The sequence below is a fragment of the Pantoea sp. X-Soil-MYKO-1785 genome (assembly GCF_059730675.1).
In genome coordinates this window covers 1,478,563-1,497,603 of sequence record NZ_AP036000.1, presented here as the reverse complement: position 1 = coordinate 1,497,603, position 19,041 = coordinate 1,478,563, and the positions used below count along the sequence as shown (strand labels likewise).

Here is a 19,041-nt window from a genome sequence, read left to right as displayed (position 1 = left end):
TAACTGTCTGGAATGGGTAGAATTTACCGTATGTTCCTACATTGCCCCCCCCGTTTCAATGCTAGTGTTTCAACGAGTAGTATATTTTTTCTGCCAGAGCGTGTGAGATACCCGGTACATTGGCGATCTCCTCCACTGACGCATTCATCAGCGGTTGCAGGCCCCCCATGTACTTAAGCAGTTGCTGACGCCGTTTCGGTCCTACTCCTTCGATGCTTTCCAGCGCGCTGGTGTTCTTTACTTTGGCGCGTTTTTTACGGTGGCCCGAAATTGCATGATTGTGAGCATCGTCACGAATATGCTGGATCACATGCAGCGCTGGCGCATCTGGCGGCAGGGAAACGCCCTCACCTTCCGCTTCAAAGAACAGCGTTTCCAGACCTGCTTTACGATCGCTACCTTTGGCCACGCCCAGTAAAATCGGCCGGGATTTATCCCATGGCACATCCAGCTCGGCGAATACCTGTTTCGCCTGGGCCAGCTGCCCTTTACCACCATCGATCAGGATCACATCCGGGATTTTGTCCTCTTCGATCGCTTTACCATAGCGACGGCGCAGCACCTGATTCATCGCGGCATAGTCATCGCCGGGCGTAATGCCGCTGATGTTGTAGCGCCGATAGTCGGCACGCAGCGGACCGTTCTGATCGAACACCACGCAGGAAGCGATGGTCTGCTCGCCCATGGTATGACTGATATCAAAACACTCCATGCGGGTGATCTTGTCGAGCTGAAGAAACTCAGCCAACGCCGCCAGCCGCTGATGAATGGTTGAATGCTGCGACAGTCGGGTGGTTAACGCAGTAGCGGCATTGGTGCGCGCCAGCTTCAGATAACGGGCACGATCGCCGCGCGGTTTGCTCTGAATCGAGACCCGACGACCGGCCAGTTCACTCAGCGAGTCGGCCAGCAGTTCGCGCTCCGGCAGCGTAAAGTCGAGCAGGATGTCGCCCGGCAAGGTGCGTGCTTCACTGCCCTGCAGATAGAACTGGCCGACAAAGGTTTGCACCACTTCGGCCAGATCGGTATCCGCCGGCACTTTCGGGAAGTAGCTGCGGCTGCCTAACACTTTGCCCTGGCGAATAAACAGTACGTGCAGACAGGCCATACCCGCCTCGTAAGCCACGCCCATAACATCCAGGTCATCGCCCTGATTGGAGACAAACTGTTTCTCCGTGACCCGCCGCACCGCCTGAATCTGATCGCGCAGGCGGGCCGCTTCTTCAAATCGAAGCCCGACGCTCGCCTCTTCCATCCGCTTCACCAGCAGATTGAGAACCTGATCGTCTTTGCCCGCCAGGAACAGGCGCACATAATCGGTTTGCTGCGCATACTCCTCTTCGCTCACCAGTCCGGCCACGCACGGCCCCAGACAACGACCAATCTGGTATTGCAGACAAGGACGTGATCGGTTGCGGTAAACGCTATTTTCGCACTGACGGATCGGGAAAACTTTTTGCAGTAGCCCAAGGGTTTCGCGTACCGCATAGCCGTTGGGAAACGGCCCGAAGTATTCCCCTTTCGCGTGCTTAGCACCCCGATGCATCGCCAGCCGTGGATGGGTGTCAGCGCTCAGAAAGATGTAGGGATAGGATTTATCATCGCGCAGCAAGACGTTATAGCGCGGCTGATACAGCTTGATGTAGTTATGCTCAAGCAGCAGCGCTTCGGTTTCGGTGTGGGTTACGGTGATATCGATGTGCTGGATATTGCTTACCAGCGCTTCGGTCTTGCGGCTGCCGACCTGAGTGCGAAAATAGCTGGTCAAACGCTTTTTCAGATCTTTGGCTTTGCCAACATAGATGACGGTGCCTGAGGCGTCATACATGCGGTAGACGCCGGGCTTACTGGTCACCGTACTCAGAAAGGCTTTGGAATTAAAAACGTCACTCACTACTGATTAACGGCTCCGCATTATAGAGGCCATGTCGAATGGCCAGATGCGTTAACTCTACGTCACCGCTGATGTTCAGCTTACTGAACATACGATAACGGTAGCTGTTAACGGTTTTAGGACTGAGATTCAACTGCTCGGAAATTTCCGTCACCTTTTGTCCTTTGGTGATCATCAGCATAATCTGCAATTCCCTTTCCGACAAACAGCTGAAAGGTGATTCGGCTTTCTGCGGCTCAATCTGGCTCAGCGCCATCTGTTGCGCAATGTCCGAGGCGATGTAGCGTTGTCCGGCGTTAACCGAACGAATCGCGTTAATCACTTCCTGCGGCGCTGCCCCTTTACTCAGGTAGCCTGCGGCACCGGCCTGCATCACTTTGGCCGGCAATGGATTCTCGGTATGGATTGTCAGCATGATGATTTTGATGTCAGGATTGTAGCGCACAATTTTCCGTGTCGCCTCAAGCCCACCGATGCCGGGCATGTTCATATCCATCAAAATCACATCGACCTGATTGGCACGACACCATTTGGCCGCGTCCTCACCACAGTTAACTTCTCCGACTACCACCAGACCTTTGACATCCTCCAGGATGCGGCGGATACCAGCACGGACCAGTTCATGGTCATCAACAAGAAGCACACTGATCAACGGGAAGACTCCAGAGGCTAAAAAAGAGGAAGCAATTAACGATTTCAGGCGGTAATCATACCCGTTTTCACCTCAAAAGCACATCAACAAAGTAAAACAGTAGCGGCAATGCCGGATTAAAAACCGATCATAATAGTTACCTTACCTGAAGTTGGATCCTGTCCCGTCCGCCCAGTGAAATAGAGCTAAAAATCTAGCTATTCATTGGCTTAAGTAAAATTAATCGCGGAATTTATGCGCGAGCGCTCAGACGCTCTGCCGGTTGTGAGAGGCGATGATCACTTTCCGCGATTGATTAGCCATGCTGAATATATAGACTTTTCTGACAGAAGCGAACCGGCTCGATCAGCAACTTAACCGCCCTGTGGTATACTCACGCACTGCTGTACGGACGAGATTGCCGACACGTTGTTATTCACCAAGGAGAAAATCATGAGCGATGAAGACTTTGCAACTTCGCAGGAAGCGCGCAAATTAGCGGATGAAATAGCGGGTCTGAAAATGATGATCACGCTGATTCTGAAAGGAATGGGTCAGGCGGACGCCGGAAAAGTCATTATCAATATGGAACGCTACGTGCAGACGCTGGGCGATAAGCCGCAGGCAGAAGTGTTCAGCAACACCATTAAGCAGATCAAAGCGGCCTACCGCCAGTAAACCTTTTGCCCCCAGTTGCGGGGGCAAATTAGTTAGTTGTGCGACTGCCAGTTAACGGAGACACCCAGCGACGGCAGCACCTCTTCCGGGCTGAAACGTCGGGTGCCGCGATACTTCTCCGCCAGCGCGGGCTGCTCCACCGGGATCCGAATCGCGAACAGATTATCCTCAGACAGGATTAAGCCCGGCGTCAGCGGCTCATACACCACCTGGTGCTGCTCAAACATTTTCTCCAGCATCGGCGTGGCTGAGCTGATGATGTACTCCATGCCATTCAGTTCGGCCAGCTGCACTGCGTGCCAGAGAATGTTCAGTGGCAACTCAGGATCTACCTCCAGCCGGGCAGAAAAGCGCGACATCTCCCACACCTTTTCATGGCTGAAGGGCAACACAATGCCTTCACTTTGTTCAGGCTCGAACCACGGCATAAGCCGGGCGCAGCCGCTGATTCCTTCTCGCGCATTCCAGGCGATCAACCAGGTCACATCGGAGCGATCGTAGCGATCGTATTCCTGTCCCGGCGTGCTAAGACGCGGCGGAATAGACCAGCCTTCGCCGCGCGCAAATACGCTATAACGGTAGCTGCCAAGTTCGGCAAGCAAAGAGGATGGCATATCCTTTAATTGCGTTTGAACTATTTTCATCATGCGCCTCTGACATCCCCATGTTTGCAATGATTTCTTTGCGCCAGCCTGGCAAAGCCCCGGCGCAGGGTAGACAACTGACCTGGACGAGGGAACTACTAAAACTGGTAGTTGCTTTTCGTCTAAATCAGCCCAGCTGCTGCTGCATAGCAGGCAATCTGGGTTTTATTGGAAACATTGAAACGCTTTTGCATATTTTTCTGGTGAAAGTTAACGGTATGTTCAGAGATGGATAGAATAAGCGAAATTTCTACCGCAGTTTTTCCCTCTGCAGTCCATTTCAAAATTTCCAGCTCGCGCTGACTAAACTCTTTTTTTAGTACCAGCATGGCATCATCGCTAAAGCGTTCCAGCGTATCTAAGCTTAGCTCCGCTAAAAAGTGTAGTTTGACTTCCAGCTCAATGCGGCGCTGTTGAATAGGAAGCGGCTGTTGCGATGATATAGATAATATACCAATGACGCGATTTGGTGCCATCGCAGAGCAAGAAAAACCGCTCTGCAGGCCGTGCTCTCTCGCCTCCTGCCACAGGTTACCGGCCTCGTTAAACAGCGCATGCGTCCACACCATTCCTTTGCCGGGCCGCTGGCACTGTGTCAGTACCGGATCAACCGCGTAATAATTGTTCGCTTCATAATGCTTAACCCACCGTGGGGGATAACTGCTGTGCAAATGAATCCGCGGCCGGGTGAAAGGTACCGGATGCTGAATCAAAAAGGAAAAATAGTCGAAACCTAAGGCTTCAGTAAAATGTTGCAATAACGTCTTAAGTTCAGCAGAACACGTTAATGCCTGAAATTTTTCTTCAGCTTCACCCCGCCAGGCGAAATAATCCCTGCTACTCATATTGCCTCGGCATTATTTTTACGCATTTGCGCGTTATTCATTTTGGTTATTCAGATAAAAAATAAATTATCAGGAGTAAATTAATTTATTGTACAAATCGCCATCGCCACAATAAACAGGGTAGTTAATTCTCTGAACCACAGGCTCCGGGAAAATTGCCGTACCCGGTCAATATGCGGCCGTCCGGGGCAACTTTCAATCATTGACGGAGAATAAGATTTTTCCGATAGAATTTCAATCCTTGTCTGTCGGTGAGTTTTGCATCAGGGTGGGAAACGTTCCTGTATGGCGAAAAAAGTCATTTGCTAAGCGCCAGTAATTTGCGACTAAACAGCAGGTTAATTACGCGTAATATAAGCGAAGCGGTAAAAATTGTTTTCAACATATTTTTCATCAGGAAATAAGAACCCATTTCACTCTTTTGATCCTGAGACTACGCTTTACCTGCGGGCAACGTGACTACCCTTAAGATCCCGGACGAAACAACCGTTACATGCGCGCGTTAACACGGCATAGATTAACCCGGCACAGGAGCATACGATGCTAAATCAGTGGGCTTTACTCTTTCTGGTGTCCGGCGTTTGTACCGCGCTGATGATTACCAAGGATATTTTCCTTTATCGTCAGCCCGGCAAACTGATGAACCTGATCTGGCCACTCACCGGGCTTTATCTGCCGTTTATCGGCTGGCTGGCATGGTGGTATCTCGGTCGCATTCCCCGCCATCAGTTAAAAGCAGCGTTACTGCTTTCGCCCAAAGCACCCCGCTATCGCGGCTGGCAAACCCTATTTATCGCCACTGCTATCTCATCTGCCGCCTGTATTTTAGCTGAGGCGCTAACCTTACCAATTATCACGCTGCTGAACTATCTGAAAATACCGCTATTGATCTGGCAACAGGCAGCCATTTCACTGCTGATCTCTTTGCTGTTACTGCTGCTTTTTCAATTTTTATCCCTGCGACAACATGAAAAAAAATCATTCTGGCAACGATTGTCGCTGGCATTTAAACGCAGCGCCTTTCCGCTGCTGATTTGTCAGGCTGGTATTTTTCTCTTTATGTCGCTGGCCCTGAAATTTGTGCTGCATCAGCAGATCAATCCGTCAGGAAGTCGCTTCTGGTTTATGTTGCAATTAGCGATGATGACTGGATTTGTTTTTTCGTGGCCAGCCAACCATTTCATAATCAAACGCGGCATTAATCCTGTTTTATGATTTATCGGCAGTAACCAGCGCCACGCATACCCAGATGAAAATGGGTGGTATGAGCGGCGTTATAGTCGGGTCCCAGCGCATTACCGAACACCTGGCAACCGCCACGCCACAGCGTATGCAACAAGGCTGCTTTTTCTGCGGGCTGCTGCCAGTGCTGGCTGACAGTAAGCCGCTGACCATTGGCCAGCTGAAAGCCGGTCACATCCCAGGCATCAGCTGTGGCATGCTCGCTTAACCGCCCTTCGGCCCGATGATAAATATTGCGACAGGCATAACTGCCGACGTGGTTAATCCGCACCAGCGGACTGTGCATCTGCTGCAGGGCCTGTTCACGGCTGCGTATGGCGTACATGGTGCTGGCTACCGCCATCGGACAGCTGGCAAGAAAACTGCTGCTCAGGCTGACCGGGCCAAATTTCTGGATGCGCAACGGATCGGCGAGGGGGCAATTGCCCCGTAACGGCGGTCTTTCGCTGAAGCTGACCCAGCCCGCCTGCTGTGCGCGCCGCATCACCGCCAGACAGGCGGCAGGATCGCCCGCCAGCCGTTTCATTTTGAGTTGCGTCATCCAGCCGGACGGGTCGGTAACTGACAGCGGAGTAAAGGGGTTAAACTGCGGCGGCAGGTGCTGTTTTAGCCAGGGTAAACTGACCCATCCCAGCGCGATCAACAGCAAAAGCAGGATAAGCGTGCGCATAGTCCCTCTCGCAGCATGATGAATAACCAACAAAAAGTGTAGAAGTACAATCCCCGTCGCGCCCTGGACCTGACACAACGTGATGAAAACTTACCCAGCCTGACGCAGGATTAACCCGCGTAACGCTTTGCTGCCACCTGATTGAGCGGCAATGGTCACAATTGATAAAAAACCGTTACCGGCTTTAGACTGACTTCCACTATCTTATGCCGGCTTGCCTTCGGGCGGCTCCATTCAGTAACAGCCAGCAGAGCTGACACAACATCAAGAAAGGAAAGACAATTCTATGGTTGATCAATCTAAAGACGCGCCACTCGCGCAGGAAGGCCCGGATAAGCTACAGCGCAACCTGCATAATCGCCACATTCAACTTATCGCCATCGGCGGCGCTATCGGTACCGGCCTGTTCATGGGGTCCGGTAAAACCATTAGCCTGGCAGGTCCCTCGATTATTTTCGTTTATATGATCATCGGCTTTATGCTGTTCTTCGTGATGCGGGCAATGGGTGAGTTGTTGCTCTCCAATCTTGAGTACAAATCATTCAGCGATTTTGCCGCTGATCTGCTCGGTCCCTGGGCGGGCTATTTTACCGGCTGGACCTACTGGTTCTGTTGGGTGGTGACCGGCATTGCTGATGTGGTTGCCATCAGCGCCTACTTTCAGCTCTGGTTTCCCGGCTTCTCAATCTGGATGAGCGCCCTGCTGTGCGTGGTGGTTTTTCTGACACTCAACATCGCGACGGTCAAACTGTTTGGTGAGATGGAATTCTGGTTCGCGATCATCAAAATCGTGGCGATTGTGGCGCTGATCATCACCGGCATTGTGCTGGTATCGATGCACTACCCCTCGCCCGGCGGCGGCACTGCCTCGCTGAGCAATATCTGGGATCACGGTGGGCTGTTTCCAAAAGGGCTGAGTGGCTTCTTTGCCGGCTTCCAGATTGCGGTGTTTGCCTTTGTCGGCATTGAACTGGTCGGGACCGCCGCAGCAGAAACTCACGATCCGCATAAAGTATTGCCGCGCGCGATTAACGCCATTCCGCTGCGGGTGATTATGTTTTACGTGCTGGCGCTGATGGTGATCATGGCGGTAACCCCCTGGACCCAGGTGATGGCTGACCGTAGCCCGTTTGTTGAAATGTTTGTGCTGATTGGCTTGCCCGCTGCGGCCAGTATCGTTAACTTCGTGGTCCTGACCTCGGCTGCCTCCTCTGCTAACAGCGGTATTTTCTCGACCAGCCGTATGCTGTATGGCCTGTCGCAGCAGGGCGTGGCCAGCCGTGCCTTTGGCCGCCTGTCAGCACGTGCCGTTCCGACCACCGGCCTGTTTTTCTCCTGCCTGTGTCTGCTGGCTGGCGTGGCGTTGATTTACCTGATCCCGGACGTGATGACGGTATTCACCCTGGTGACCACCGTGTCCGCCATTCTGTTCATGTTCGTCTGGACCATCATCCTGTGCAGCTATCTGGCCTACCGCAAAAAGTATCCGCAGCGTCATGCGCAGTCCGGCTTTAAAATGCCAATGGGCAAGTTCATGTGCTGGGTTTGCATGGCGTTCTTCGTTTTCGTGCTGGTGTTGTTGACGCTGCAGGAAGATACGCGCCAGGCCCTGATGGTGACACCGCTGTGGTTTGCGCTGCTGACGATGGGCTGGCTGGTGCGCCGCCGCAGTCAACCGCGCTAATCGCCTGCTGGAGATAAAAGGCCCGGTCACTGACCGGGCCTTTTTTATAGCCGCTCAGACAGTGCAGAGAACACCGCCTGCAAAGCAGGCCGCTCTGACGGCAGCCGCTGTGGCTGTGGATCGGGCTGTTGTGGGCGACCGAGGTTAAAAGTAAAGGTGAAATCATCGCCTTCTCCCATCCGCAGATCGGCGATGGTGATCTGCCCGTTGCGTTCCGCCATGGCATAAAAACCGTGGCTGAACCACGCGACCCGCTCGGCATACCAGTCGCCGCGCAGCGCATCAAACAGTTCGGGATGACGGGGACGCCATACCACCTGCAGCGCGCGCCGTGGTGACAGCAGTGACCAGTAAACCTCGCCGTAGCGATCCGGTGTCATCACCACGCTGCGCCACACCAGGGTATTAAAGGCGGTCGGCGTGACCAGCACCTTATCAGCTGGAATTCCCTGCCGCATCAGCGCCTGCTTAATCTGCCCTGTCGCCACGCTCTGAATGATCACGCTCCACAGCAGATAGAGTGTACTCAGGGTCAGGCCAAGCCGGTTCCAGCGTAGCCCGCGCTCACTGCGCCGCCACAGCGCCAGCGCCACGCCAATCAGCAGTGGCAACGTATACAGCGGATCGACAATGTAAATACTGCCAATCGCATAGGGATGATCGGTAAGCGGCAGGCCAAGCTGAGTACCATACACCGTCATTAAATCGAGTAACGGATGGGTAATCAGCGCCAGCCAGATCGCAGGCCACCATGCCGGCCATTTCACCCGATGCCGGAACAGCCCCGCCACCAGCCAGGCGATCAGTGGCGATATTAAGGTGAGATAGAGCAACGCATGACTTTCGGTGCGATGCAGCGTCATATTACGTATCGCATCGCCATGATCAAGGAACACATCAAGATCGGGCAAGGTGCCGCAGACGGCCCCGACCGCCGCAGCCTGCCAGACCGGCACCCGCCGTCCCATTACCGCCACGCTGACCGCGGCACCCAGTACCAACTGCGAAACAGAATCCATGGTTTACTCCGTCGCGAACGGTCGATCCAGCGTCAGTCAGCGCACCCGAATCCCTTCAATTATCATGCGCTGCACGTTGCTGACCGTCTGATCAAAAAAATCGGGATCGTTAAGCGTCTGACCGGTGACCGCTTCGACCTGACTGGCAAAATCGGCATAGTGCTGGGTAGTGGCCCACAGCATAAAGATCAGATGCTGCGGCTGAACACCTGCCAGCCGGCCTTCATCAATCCAGCGCTCAATAATCGCCGCTTTGTCATCCACCAGCTGTTTCAGATCGCCCGCCAGCTCACCTTTAAGCAGCGGTGCGCCCTGCAACATCTCCAGGCAAAACAGCCGCGAGGCCTGCGGATGATCGCGAGATACTTCCAGCTTAAGGCGGATGTAGCGGCGAATCGCCACCAGCGGATCCTGATCGTGCGCCAGCGCCCGCAGCGGAGCCAGCCAGACATCGAGTATCTGTTTCAGCACCGCCACATACAGCGCTTCTTTAGAGGGAAAATAGTAGAGCAGATTGGTTTTCGATACGTCAGCCCGTTCTGCCACCTTATCGAGGCTGGTGCCATGAATGCCAAACTGTGAGAAGAAGGTCAATGCCGCCTCCAGAATGGCAGCACGTTTCGCGGCGACGGCACGCGAACGACGCGTTGGCTTTTTTTCATCGGTTTTCACACGTTTACCTCATCCCTCTTGTGTTAGCGCATCATAGCAAAGTGCTTCCGCCCTGCCCAATCCACCGCCTGCACCTTTTTTGCCCAGCCTGCATGGAAAATGTGCAGCGAATTTTGACCAAACGGTCCGAAATGGACCATCTGCTCCGGTTACCTCTTTCGGGTTAAGTTTAACTTGTTGTTATCTATTGCATTAAAAAAAGTGGCACACCCTTTGCAGAACTGTGACTGAGCGCAGCCATCAGGGATGAAGCAGGAAGCAGTGCCGCGCGTGAAATGTCCTCCCCCGACTGCATAGAGGTTTCACATGAAGATAGGCGTCTTTATTCCGATTGGTAACAATGGCTGGCTGATTTCATCCCATGCACCGCAATACAAGCCGACCTTTGAACTGAACAAAGCGATCGTGCTGAAAGCAGAGCATTACCATTTCGACTTTGCGCTGTCGATGATCAAACTGCGCGGCTTCGGCGGTAAGACCGAATTCTGGGATCACAACCTTGAGTCCTTCACCCTGATGGCGGGCCTGGCGGCCGTCACCTCGCGCATTGAGATCTACGCGACGGCGGCCACGCTGACGCTGCCCCCGGCTATCGTTGCGCGCATGGCTGCCACCATTGATTCGATTTCCAATGGCCGATTCGGTGTCAACCTGGTGACCGGCTGGCAGAAGCCCGAATATGAGCAAATGGGATTGTGGCCAGGCGATGAGTACTTTGGCAGCCGTTATGCCTATCTGACCGAATACGTTACCGTGCTGCGCGATCTGTGGGGCACCGGCAAGTCTGACTTTAAGGGTGATTTTTTCACCATGAATGACTGCCGCGTCAGCCCGCAACCTCAGCGTCCGATGAAGGTGATTTGCGCCGGTCAGAGTGATGCCGGTATGGCATTTTCCGCTCAGCACGCCGATTACAACTTCTGCTTTGGTAAAGGCGTGAATACCCCTACTGCGTTCAGCGCGACCTCCACGCGGATGAAGCAGGCCGCGGAAAAAGCCGGACGCGATGTCGGTTCCTATGTGCTGTTTATGATTATCGCGGCCGCGACTGATGAAGAAGCCCGCGCCCGATGGGAACATTACAAAGCCGGCGCCGATGAAGAGGCACTCTCATGGCTGACCACCCAAAGCCAGCAGGACACTAAATCCGGCAGCGACACCAACGTGCGCCAGATGGCCGATCCCACCTCGGCGGTCAACATTAATATGGGGACGCTGGTCGGTTCCTATGCCAGCGTGGCGCGGATGCTGGATGAGGTGGCGCAGGTGGACGGTACCCACGGCGTACTGCTGACGTTTGATGATTTCCTGCAGGGCATCGAGGACTTTGGTCAACATATTCAACCGCTGATGCAGTGCCGCAGTGCCCTGCTGGAAGCCCGGCAGGAGGTGGCCTGATGAGTACAGTTTATTGCGCCCACACCCCCGACGTGCCACAGGTTGAACTGCCGGCGCGTCCCGAACCAATCGCTTTTCCACCCAGCCAGAGCGCGCTGATTGTAGTGGATATGCAAAATGCCTACGCCACCGAAGGCGGTTATCTGGATTTGGCCGGGTTTGATGTCTCTGCCACCCAGCCGGTGATCGCCAGCATCGCACAGGCGGTGACCGCAGCCCGGTCGGCAGGCATCCAGATTATCTGGTTCCAGAACGGCTGGGATGCAGATTACGTTGAAGCTGGCGATGCCGGTTCACCCAACTTCCACAAGTCGAATGCGCTGAAAACCATGCGTAACCGTCCGGAACTGCACGGCACGCTGCTGTCGAAAGGCAGCTGGGATTATGCGCTGGTCGATCAGCTGGTGCCGCAGCCCGGCGACATTGTGTTGCCGAAACCGCGCTACAGCGGCTTCTTTAATACGCCGCTCGACAGCATGCTGCGTAGCCGCGGTATCCGTCATCTGATCTTCACCGGCATTGCGACTAACGTCTGCGTCGAATCGACGCTGCGTGACGGTTTCTTCCTTGAGTATTTCGGCGTGGTGCTGGAAGACGCGACTTATCAGGCCGGACCGGCTTTTGCACAGCAGGCGGCCCTGTTCAATATCGAAACGTTTTTTGGCTGGGTGTCGGACGTCGCCACCTTCTGCGAGAGCCTGAAACCGGCGGATCCCCGCTGAGCGATCCACAAAGGAGAAGTTGTTATGCCAAAAAGCGTGATTATTCCGCCGGGGACCACTACCCCGATTGCCCCTTTCGTCCCTGGCACGCTGGCTGATGGCGTGGTGTACGTTTCGGGTACGTTACCGTTCGATGCTGACAATAACGTGGTGCACGTTGGCGACGCTGCGGCACAAACCCGCCACGTGCTGGAAACCATCAAGAAGGTGATTGAAACCGCTGGCGGCAGCATGGCGGACGTGACGTTCAACTCGATATTCATTACCGACTGGGCCAATTACGCGGCGGTGAATCAGGTCTATGCCGACTATTTTCCCGGTGATAAACCGGCCCGCTTCTGTATTCAGTGCGGGCTGGTCAAACCCGATGCGCTGATTGAAATCGCCAGCGTGGCGCACATCGGTAAACAGGAGGTCTGATGCAGCTGGATATCCTTGGCCTGCAGTCGCCGGATGCCCCAACGCTGGTGCTCTCTTCCGGTCTGGGTGGCGTGGCCGGCTTCTGGCAGCCGCAGCTGGCTGCCCTGACCGCTCGTTACCGGGTGGTGCTCTACGATCAGCGCGGCACCGGTCGCAGCGCCGATACCCTGCCGGAAGGTTACAGCATGGCGATGATGGCGGCAGAGCTGGCCGCCGCGCTGGCGCAGCAGGGGATCCTGCGTTTCAGTCTGATCGGTCATGCGCTGGGCGGGCTGGTGGGGTTGCAGCTGGCGCTGGATTATCCGGAGCGGGTTGAACGGATCGTGGTGATCAACGGCTGGCTGACGCTGCATCCCCACACGCGCCGCTGCTTTCAGGTGCGCCAGGATCTGTTGCTTAACGTCGGTGTTGAAGCCTTTGTGCGTGCCCAGCCGCTGTTTCTCTATCCGGCGGAGTGGATGGCGCAGCATCAGTCGCGGCTGGAACAGGAGGACAGCCATCACATTGCCCATTTCCAGGGAATGGAGAACCTGATGCGGCGTCTGCACGCCCTGATGAGCGCCGATTTCAGCGCCCGCACCGCCGCTATTCCCCAGCCGGTGCTGGTGATCTGTAGTCAGGACGATCTGCTGGTGCCCTGGAGCTGTTCCGCTCAGCTGGCGGCGGCGCTGCCGAACGCTTCGGAGCAGGTAATGGCATGGGGCGGCCACGCGATGAGCGTAACCGATGCCGATCGTTTTAATGCCCTGCTGCTGCAGTGGCTGGATGACACCGATGACGTGCAGCCGCTGGCACGCGTCACCGGGTAACCCTTTTTGTGGAGATCGCGATGAATCCGAATCATCTTGCGCCTGTGGTAGAGAAAACTGAGTTTCGTAACGCCATGTCGCGGCTGGGTGCCGCTGTCAATATCATCACCACCGAAGGCCCGGCCGGGCGCGCTGGCTTTACCGCCTCGGCGGTCTGCAGCGTTACCGATTCGCCACCTACCCTGCTGGTCTGCCTCAATCGTTCCGCCTCGGTCTGGCCGGTGTTCTGTGAAAACCGCCAGCTGTGTGTCAATACGCTGGCGGCGGGCCACGAAACCTTATCCAACCTGTTCGGCGGCAAGACGCCGATGGCCGAACGCTTTATTGCTGCCGAATGGTCTACGGCGGTTACCGGTTCGCCGGTGCTGAGCGGCGCAGTTGCCTCGTTTGACTGTCGCATCAGCCAGATTGTCAGCGTCGGAACCCACGACATCCTGTTTTGTGAGGTACTGGCGCTGGTGCGTAACGACGATACCCACGGTCTGGCGTGGTTTGACCGCGGTTATCATCCGCTTATGCGGCAGGAAGCCTGTTAATCCGCCAGCCCTCAGCAGGCCTGGCCCCGGCATTCATCACTTTCTGGAGTATACGATGGCTCGTTCCTGGTTCCCGCAATGGCAAAAGAAGTCGGCACTGAGTGAAAACGGCATTATCGCCCCGGATGAAACGCTGCCGATGGGGCAAACGCTGATTCTGGGTTTGCAACATGCAGTCGCGATGTTTGGCGCAACGGTGCTGATGCCGTTGCTGATGGGGCTGGACCCTAACCTGGCGATTCTGGTGTCGGGGATTGGCACCCTGCTGTTCTTTTTGATTACCGGCGGTCGGGTGCCCAGTTACCTTGGCTCCAGCGCCGCGTTTGTCGGGGTGGTGATCGCCGTGACCGGCTTCAGCGGTCAGGGACTCAACCCCAATCTCAGCGTGGCGCTGGGCGGCGTGATCGCCTGTGGCCTGGTCTATACCCTGATTGGGCTGGTGGTGATGAAAGCCGGAACCCGCTGGATCGAAAACCTGATGCCGCCGGTGGTAACCGGCGCGGTGGTGATGGCCATCGGGCTGAACCTGGCCCCGATTGCGGTGCATGGCGTATCCGGTTCCTCGTTTGACAGCTGGGTGGCGGTAATGACAGTGCTGTGTATTGGCGTGGTGGCGGTATTTACGCACGGCATGATACAGCGCCTGCTGATCCTGATTGGCCTGATGGTGGCGTGGGCGCTCTATGCACTGCTGACCAACGGGCTGGGGCTCGGCAAGCCGGTCGACTTTACGTCGCTGGCGCAGGCACCGTGGTTTGGTCTGCCGCACACCACCGCGCCAGCCTTTAATCTGCAGGCGATGGTGATGATCGCACCGGTCGCGATCATTCTGGTGGCGGAGAATCTCGGTCATCTGAAAGCGGTGGCCGGAATGACCGGACGTAACCTTGACCCGTATATGGGTCGGGCGTTTGTCGGCGACGGTCTGGCGACCATGCTCTCCGGCTCGATCGGCGGCAGCGGTGTGACCACCTATGCCGAAAATATCGGGGTGATGGCGGTCACCAAAGTCTACTCAACGCTGGCGTTTGTCGCGGCGGCAATCGTTGCCATTCTGGCCGGTTTCTCACCGAAGTTTGGTGCGCTGATCCATACCATTCCGGCTCCGGTAATTGGCGGCGCATCGATTGTGGTGTTTGGGCTGATTGCGGTGGCAGGCGCACGCATCTGGGTACAAAATCACGTTGATTTCAGCCAGAACAGTAACCTGATTATGGTTGCCACCACCCTGGTGCTGGGTGCCGGTGACTTTGCGCTGAAGATCGGTTCATTTACCCTCGGCGGTATCGGCACCGCCACCTTTGGCGCCATTATCCTTAATGCGATTCTGCGCCGACGCGGCATGACGCTGCCGGATAAACCGCTGGCGCGACAGGAGGGCTAACTATTCCTGCGATTCCTGCGGTGTGGCCGCTGGCTGTACCGCTTTCTTCCTTTTCAGCCGCAGCTCACTGACAATCACGCCGCAGACAATCAGCGCCCCGCCGAGCAGCGCTAAAGCAGGCAAACGCTCGCCCGCTATCCGCCCGACTACGCCCGCCCAGACCGGTTCGCCAGCATAAATCACCGTCGCCCGGGTCGGTGAAACGCTGCGCTGCGCCCAGTTCATCGTAACCTGAATTAAGGCGCTGGCCGCGCCAAGCCCCAGCGCGCTGAGCAGCAGCGGCATCGAAAGCGCCGGCACCGTTTCACCATTAGGGATCATCAGCGCGAAAGCGCACAGCGACGCCACCGCCAGCTGTATCAGAGTAACCCGGCGTACATCAACCTGACCGGCATAGCGGCTGATTAAGATGATCTCAGCCGCGATCGCCAGAGTACTGAGCAGGGTCGCCAGTTCACCGGCGTTCAGGCTGATGCGGCCATCCTGCGGCCCAGCCACCAGCAACAGGCCGGTAAACGCCAGCACAATGCCGAGCCACGACATCACCCCCGGCGGACGGCGTAAAAACAGCCATTGCAGCAGCGGCACTACCGGCACATAGAGCGCGGTAAGAAACGCCGACTGGCTGCTGGAGATGGTCTGCATTCCCCAGGTCTGTAAGCCGTAACCGCCGGCAATCGACAGGCCAATCAGGGTGCCAGCCTTGATTTCCAGCCAGCTGACGGCGGCCAGATACCGGCGGAAAAACAGCGCCAGCAGCAGCGCTGCCGTAGCAAAGCGCAGCCCGACAAAGAAAAAGGGACCGGAATGCTGCATCGCCCGGTGCACCACCAGAAAGGTGCCGCCCCAGACCATGGTGATAAACAGTAGTACCAGCTCCTGCCGCGTAAGGCGCAGGGATAAACCGCGGGGTGCGTCCGACATAATTCACCTGATGATGGATTCGGGCTTATTGTGCGGAGTGAACAGGGGAAAATCAACGGCGTTGACCGCCGGTAGTTACCGGCGGAACAGAGGTTTATGCATCATCGGATTTTTTACTGCTGCTGCGCCCCCCTTTCTCGCCAGCACGGGCAGCGCGTTGCGGATCGTTCTTAAAGTTCCCGCCGCTGTTTTTACCGCCTTTTCGCCCTGCTTCTGCAGCACGTTCTCGGTTTTCAGCGAAATTTCCTGAACCTCCACGATGTGATGCCATGATCTACTCCTGTCGCGTAACGCGATAAATGAGGAAAGAAAGCAACCTGTGACTGACGGCAATAGCACCGGTCTCAGCCATGCTTAAAGAATAGCCAGGTTCTGTTTTCGCTCCTGCGACAGTCACATTTAGCAACAGACTATTCACCGCCAGTTTGATTAAACAACGCACATTCTGTTGCCTTACAACCGATTGCCTGGCGGTTTATTACCCGACTGCCGGACACCTGAGCCGCGCTTCGCCCACGTGAAACGAAAGCTCTTCTATACTTTTCAGGACGTCAAACCGACCCGGAGAGATCAATGGCTAAGATTCTGGTGCTCTACTACTCAATGTATGGACATATCGAAACGATGGCGAACGCGGTTGCAGAAGGCGCTCGTCGGGTGCCTGGTGCGGAAGTGGATATCCTGCGGGTGCCAGAAACCATGGATGCCGAGCGCTTTGCGCAGGTGGGCGGTAAAACCGAACAGGCGGCTGCAGAAGCAACCCCTGAGGTGTTGACGCAGTATGACGCCATTATCGTCGGCACCCCAACCCGCTTCGGCAATATGTCAGGTCAGATGCGCACCTTCTGGGATCGCACCGGTGGACTATGGGCCTCGGGTGCGCTGCATGGAAAAGTTGGCAGCGTGTTTACCTCAACCGGCACCGGTGGTGGCCAGGAGCTGACGATTACCTCGGTCTGGACCACCCTGGCGCATCACGGCATGGTGATTGTCCCGATCGGCTACGGCACGCAAGAGCTGTTTGATATTTCCCGGACACGCGGCGGTACGCCTTATGGCGCCTCTACCCTGGCGGGCGGGGATGGTTCACGTCAGCCCACGGAAGAGGAACTGAACATCGCCCGCTATCAGGGTGAGCACGTTGCCGGGCTGACTGTAAAACTGAAGGACTGATTTCATCGAAGGAGAACATTATGGCTACTGAACAAGCAAAAGCACATCACGTTGGCGAATGGGCCAGTCTGCGTCATACCTCGCCTGAAATCGCCGAGGCCATTTTCGAAGTGGCAAATTACGATGAGCGGCTTGCAGAAGAGATCTGGCGCCAGCAAGGCAGTGACGACGTGCTGATTCGCGCCTTTGAAAAAACCGATAAAGATGTCCTGACCTGGGATGACAAAACAGTAGAACGAAAAAACGTGTAATTCAGGGGCGGGAATTTCCCGCCTCGACTTTTTAACTGACCAAGGAGCACGCTATGTCTTCCTATCAAAGCATTAATCCCGCGAACAACCAGCTGCTGAAAGGCTGGCCCTCCCATGATGAGGCGGCCGTCAGCCATGCCCTGGAGGTCGCCGATCGCCTTTACTACTCAGACTGGAGCAAAGGCGATATTCAGCCACGTCTGCAGGTGTTGCACAAACTGGCCGATCTGATTGATAGCCGTGCGGAAGAGCTGGCCACCATCGCCAGTAAAGAGATGGGCAAGCTGATTGGTCAAAGCCGCGGCGAAGTAAAAATTTGTTCGCAGATTGCGCGCTACTATGCCGAAAACGCAGAACGTATCCTGAAACCGCAGTCCTACCCAAGTGAACTGGGCGAAGCCTGGATTGAGTATCATCCGATTGGCGTGCTGGTGGCGGTTGAGCCGTGGAACTTCCCCTATTACCAGCTGATGCGGGTGCTGGCACCTAATCTGGCGCTGGGTAATCCGGTGCTGGCGAAACATGCCAATATCGTCCCGCACTGTGCCGACGTGTTTGAAAAGCTGGTCCGCGAAGCCGGTGCGCCTGAAGGTGCCTGGACTAACCTGTTTATCTCAACCGATCAGGTTGCGGATTTGATTGCCGACGATCGGGTTCAGGGCGTGGCGCTGACCGGTTCGGAGCGGGCAGGCAGCGCCGTCGCAGAGCAGGCCGGTAAACACCTGAAAAAGTCGACCCTTGAACTGGGCGGCAACGATGTTTTTGTGGTGCTGGATGATGCCGATCTCGATGAAGCGGTGCGTCAGGGGGTACAGGCTCGCCTGAGCAACTGTGGTCAGGTCTGTACCGCCGCCAAGCGCTTTATCCTGCATGAAAAGATTGCCGACCGCTTTATCAGCCAGTTCAGCGCGGCGCTGAGTTCCGTCACGCTGGGCGATCCGCTGGATGAGAAAACCACGCTGGGCCCGCTTTCGTCGAGTGATGCGCGTGACCGGCTGGTGAAACAGGTGGATGAAGCGGTGGCGCATGGCGCGCAGCTGGTCACCGGCGGCAAAGCCGTTGAAGGCGTTGGATGTTACTATCAACCTACCCTGCTCACCGGCATTACGCCGGATAACCCGGCTTATTATCAGGAATTTTTCGGCCCGGTTGCGCAGGTTTACGTGGTTGGCGACGATCGGGCTGCCATCGCGCTGGCCAACGATTCTCACTACGGTTTAGGTGGATCGGTCTGGACCCGTGATATTGCACGCGGTCGCAAGCTGGCTTCAGCGATTGAAACCGGCATGGTGTTCATCAACTCGCAAAGTGACACTTCGGCCGAACTGCCGTTTGGTGGAGTTAAACGTTCCGGCTATGGTCGTGAGCTTTCAGACCTCGGCATTAAAGAATTTGCCAATCAGAAGCTGGTGGTGGTCGCCGGTTAACCAGACGTCAGCCATAAA

The 19,041-nt window shown here is 55.7% G+C and carries 21 protein-coding genes; 12 read left to right on the top strand and 9 right to left on the bottom strand.

What is annotated here, in order from left to right; genetic code table 11:
* Positions 1 to 61: 61 nt before the first annotated feature.
* Positions 62 to 1,894, bottom strand: coding sequence for an excinuclease ABC subunit UvrC (gene uvrC, locus AC6I8D_RS06935; protein ID WP_497819835.1), 1,833 nt, complete (start codon positions 1,892 to 1,894; stop codon positions 62 to 64).
* Entirely contained in the window at positions 1,887 to 2,546 is a 660-nt protein-coding gene (gene uvrY, locus AC6I8D_RS06930; protein WP_031376086.1) for a UvrY/SirA/GacA family response regulator transcription factor, read from the bottom strand. The genes uvrC and uvrY overlap by 8 nt, the downstream gene beginning before the upstream one ends.
* A gap of 432 nt (positions 2,547 to 2,978) precedes the next feature.
* On the opposite strand from uvrY, the gene AC6I8D_RS06925 reads away from it, so the two are divergent.
* The gene (locus tag AC6I8D_RS06925; RefSeq protein ID WP_031376087.1) at positions 2,979 to 3,203 is read left to right on the top strand and encodes a DUF2594 family protein; all 225 of its coding nucleotides are present in this window, start codon (positions 2,979 to 2,981) and stop codon (positions 3,201 to 3,203) included.
* A 32-nt stretch (positions 3,204 to 3,235) separates the two neighbouring features.
* Here AC6I8D_RS06925 and AC6I8D_RS06920 read toward each other — a convergent pair whose 3' ends face one another.
* Together AC6I8D_RS06920 and AC6I8D_RS06915 are read right to left on the bottom strand one after the other, a co-directional pair.
* On the bottom strand, positions 3,236 to 3,847 hold the full coding sequence (locus AC6I8D_RS06920; protein ID WP_312052993.1) for an autoinducer synthase: 612 nt from the start codon (positions 3,845 to 3,847) through the stop codon (positions 3,236 to 3,238).
* Positions 3,848 to 3,969: 122 nt separating this feature from the next.
* Complete coding sequence (locus AC6I8D_RS06915) at positions 3,970 to 4,692, bottom strand: autoinducer binding domain-containing protein (RefSeq protein WP_312052634.1); 723 nt, start codon at positions 4,690 to 4,692, stop codon at positions 3,970 to 3,972.
* Positions 4,693 to 5,232: 540 nt separating this feature from the next.
* On the opposite strand from AC6I8D_RS06915, the gene AC6I8D_RS06910 reads away from it, so the two are divergent.
* Positions 5,233 to 5,907, top strand: coding sequence for a DUF4396 domain-containing protein (locus tag AC6I8D_RS06910; RefSeq protein WP_312052635.1), 675 nt, complete (start codon positions 5,233 to 5,235; stop codon positions 5,905 to 5,907).
* A gap of 1 nt (position 5,908) precedes the next feature.
* Here the strand turns inward: AC6I8D_RS06910 and AC6I8D_RS06905 are convergent, their stop codons facing one another.
* On the bottom strand, positions 5,909 to 6,604 hold the full coding sequence (locus tag AC6I8D_RS06905) for an extensin-like domain-containing protein (protein ID WP_497819834.1): 696 nt from the start codon (positions 6,602 to 6,604) through the stop codon (positions 5,909 to 5,911).
* A gap of 286 nt (positions 6,605 to 6,890) precedes the next feature.
* Between AC6I8D_RS06905 and cycA the strand changes: the two genes are divergently transcribed.
* The gene (cycA, locus tag AC6I8D_RS06900; RefSeq protein ID WP_312052638.1) at positions 6,891 to 8,288 is read left to right on the top strand and encodes a D-serine/D-alanine/glycine transporter; all 1,398 of its coding nucleotides are present in this window, start codon (positions 6,891 to 6,893) and stop codon (positions 8,286 to 8,288) included.
* A 44-nt stretch (positions 8,289 to 8,332) separates the two neighbouring features.
* On the opposite strand, the gene AC6I8D_RS06895 is transcribed toward cycA, so the two are convergent.
* Positions 8,333 to 9,307 carry a metal-dependent hydrolase gene (locus tag AC6I8D_RS06895; protein ID WP_497819833.1) on the bottom strand — a complete coding sequence of 325 codons (975 nt, stop codon included), beginning with the start codon at positions 9,305 to 9,307 and terminating at the stop codon, positions 8,333 to 8,335.
* Positions 9,308 to 9,343: 36 nt separating this feature from the next.
* On the bottom strand, positions 9,344 to 9,979 hold the full coding sequence (gene rutR, locus AC6I8D_RS06890; RefSeq protein ID WP_031376093.1) for an HTH-type transcriptional regulator RutR: 636 nt from the start codon (positions 9,977 to 9,979) through the stop codon (positions 9,344 to 9,346).
* A 306-nt stretch (positions 9,980 to 10,285) separates the two neighbouring features.
* Between rutR and rutA the strand changes: the two genes are divergently transcribed.
* From rutA to rutG, 6 genes are read left to right on the top strand one after another with little or no spacing between them, the layout of a single operon-like run.
* A complete protein-coding gene (gene rutA, locus AC6I8D_RS06885) occupies positions 10,286 to 11,377 on the top strand; it encodes a pyrimidine utilization protein A (protein ID WP_312756523.1) in 1,092 nt (363 codons plus the stop codon).
* Positions 11,377 to 12,099: a pyrimidine utilization protein B gene (gene rutB, locus AC6I8D_RS06880; RefSeq protein ID WP_497819832.1), complete on the top strand. Its 723-nt coding sequence runs from the start codon at positions 11,377 to 11,379 to the stop codon at positions 12,097 to 12,099. The genes rutA and rutB overlap by 1 nt, the downstream gene beginning before the upstream one ends.
* Before the next feature lie 24 nt (positions 12,100 to 12,123).
* Positions 12,124 to 12,519 carry a pyrimidine utilization protein C gene (rutC, locus tag AC6I8D_RS06875; protein WP_031376096.1) on the top strand — a complete coding sequence of 132 codons (396 nt, stop codon included), beginning with the start codon at positions 12,124 to 12,126 and terminating at the stop codon, positions 12,517 to 12,519.
* On the top strand, positions 12,519 to 13,328 hold the full coding sequence (gene rutD / locus AC6I8D_RS06870) for a pyrimidine utilization protein D (RefSeq protein WP_497819831.1): 810 nt from the start codon (positions 12,519 to 12,521) through the stop codon (positions 13,326 to 13,328). Before rutC ends, rutD begins: the two co-directional genes overlap by 1 nt.
* Before the next feature lie 20 nt (positions 13,329 to 13,348).
* Positions 13,349 to 13,864 (top strand): NADH-dependent FMN reductase RutF, encoded by a 516-nt coding sequence (gene rutF / locus AC6I8D_RS06865; protein WP_312052648.1) that lies wholly within the window; start codon positions 13,349 to 13,351, stop codon positions 13,862 to 13,864.
* Positions 13,865 to 13,919: 55 nt separating this feature from the next.
* On the top strand, positions 13,920 to 15,248 hold the full coding sequence (gene rutG / locus AC6I8D_RS06860) for a pyrimidine utilization transport protein G (protein WP_312052649.1): 1,329 nt from the start codon (positions 13,920 to 13,922) through the stop codon (positions 15,246 to 15,248).
* Here the strand turns inward: rutG and AC6I8D_RS06855 are convergent, their stop codons facing one another.
* Positions 15,249 to 16,172 (bottom strand): DMT family transporter, encoded by a 924-nt coding sequence (locus AC6I8D_RS06855; RefSeq protein WP_312756514.1) that lies wholly within the window; start codon positions 16,170 to 16,172, stop codon positions 15,249 to 15,251.
* Between the two features lie 94 nt (positions 16,173 to 16,266).
* On the bottom strand, positions 16,267 to 16,443 hold the full coding sequence (locus tag AC6I8D_RS06850) for a con-10 family general stress protein (protein WP_312052652.1): 177 nt from the start codon (positions 16,441 to 16,443) through the stop codon (positions 16,267 to 16,269).
* A 302-nt stretch (positions 16,444 to 16,745) separates the two neighbouring features.
* Here AC6I8D_RS06850 and wrbA point away from each other — a divergent pair, with 302 nt between their 5' ends.
* From wrbA to AC6I8D_RS06835, 3 genes are read left to right on the top strand one after another with little or no spacing between them, the layout of a single operon-like run.
* Positions 16,746 to 17,345, top strand: a complete 600-nt coding sequence (gene wrbA, locus AC6I8D_RS06845) for an NAD(P)H:quinone oxidoreductase (RefSeq protein ID WP_312052654.1) — start codon at positions 16,746 to 16,748, stop codon at positions 17,343 to 17,345.
* Between the two features lie 20 nt (positions 17,346 to 17,365).
* A complete protein-coding gene (locus AC6I8D_RS06840) occupies positions 17,366 to 17,596 on the top strand; it encodes a YccJ family protein (RefSeq protein WP_031376101.1) in 231 nt (76 codons plus the stop codon).
* Positions 17,597 to 17,649: 53 nt separating this feature from the next.
* The gene (locus tag AC6I8D_RS06835; protein ID WP_497819830.1) at positions 17,650 to 19,023 is read left to right on the top strand and encodes an NAD-dependent succinate-semialdehyde dehydrogenase; all 1,374 of its coding nucleotides are present in this window, start codon (positions 17,650 to 17,652) and stop codon (positions 19,021 to 19,023) included.
* Positions 19,024 to 19,041 lie beyond the last annotated feature (18 nt).

What these genes read in the sequence shown, in the direction of transcription:
- AC6I8D_RS06895 (WP_497819833.1), bottom strand. Translation starts at nt 9,307, where the DNA reads ATGGATTCTGTTTCGCAGTTGGTACTGGGTGCCGCGGTCAGCGTGGCG.
- AC6I8D_RS06855 (WP_312756514.1), bottom strand. Translation starts at nt 16,172, where the DNA reads ATGTCGGACGCACCCCGCGGTTTATCCCTGCGCCTTACGCGGCAGGAG.
- rutF (WP_312052648.1), top strand. Translation starts at nt 13,349, where the DNA reads ATGAATCCGAATCATCTTGCGCCTGTGGTAGAGAAAACTGAGTTTCGT.
- AC6I8D_RS06910 (WP_312052635.1), top strand. Translation starts at nt 5,233, where the DNA reads ATGCTAAATCAGTGGGCTTTACTCTTTCTGGTGTCCGGCGTTTGTACC.
- rutG (WP_312052649.1), top strand. Translation starts at nt 13,920, where the DNA reads ATGGCTCGTTCCTGGTTCCCGCAATGGCAAAAGAAGTCGGCACTGAGT.
- wrbA (WP_312052654.1), top strand. Translation starts at nt 16,746, where the DNA reads ATGGCTAAGATTCTGGTGCTCTACTACTCAATGTATGGACATATCGAA.
- AC6I8D_RS06850 (WP_312052652.1), bottom strand. Translation starts at nt 16,443, where the DNA reads ATGGCATCACATCGTGGAGGTTCAGGAAATTTCGCTGAAAACCGAGAA.
- rutB (WP_497819832.1), top strand. Translation starts at nt 11,377, where the DNA reads ATGAGTACAGTTTATTGCGCCCACACCCCCGACGTGCCACAGGTTGAA.
- cycA (WP_312052638.1), top strand. Translation starts at nt 6,891, where the DNA reads ATGGTTGATCAATCTAAAGACGCGCCACTCGCGCAGGAAGGCCCGGAT.
- AC6I8D_RS06915 (WP_312052634.1), bottom strand. Translation starts at nt 4,692, where the DNA reads ATGAGTAGCAGGGATTATTTCGCCTGGCGGGGTGAAGCTGAAGAAAAA.
- AC6I8D_RS06835 (WP_497819830.1), top strand. Translation starts at nt 17,650, where the DNA reads ATGTCTTCCTATCAAAGCATTAATCCCGCGAACAACCAGCTGCTGAAA.
- AC6I8D_RS06840 (WP_031376101.1), top strand. Translation starts at nt 17,366, where the DNA reads ATGGCTACTGAACAAGCAAAAGCACATCACGTTGGCGAATGGGCCAGT.
- rutD (WP_497819831.1), top strand. Translation starts at nt 12,519, where the DNA reads ATGCAGCTGGATATCCTTGGCCTGCAGTCGCCGGATGCCCCAACGCTG.
- rutA (WP_312756523.1), top strand. Translation starts at nt 10,286, where the DNA reads ATGAAGATAGGCGTCTTTATTCCGATTGGTAACAATGGCTGGCTGATT.
- AC6I8D_RS06905 (WP_497819834.1), bottom strand. Translation starts at nt 6,604, where the DNA reads ATGCGCACGCTTATCCTGCTTTTGCTGTTGATCGCGCTGGGATGGGTC.
- rutC (WP_031376096.1), top strand. Translation starts at nt 12,124, where the DNA reads ATGCCAAAAAGCGTGATTATTCCGCCGGGGACCACTACCCCGATTGCC.
- AC6I8D_RS06925 (WP_031376087.1), top strand. Translation starts at nt 2,979, where the DNA reads ATGAGCGATGAAGACTTTGCAACTTCGCAGGAAGCGCGCAAATTAGCG.
- AC6I8D_RS06920 (WP_312052993.1), bottom strand. Translation starts at nt 3,847, where the DNA reads ATGAAAATAGTTCAAACGCAATTAAAGGATATGCCATCCTCTTTGCTT.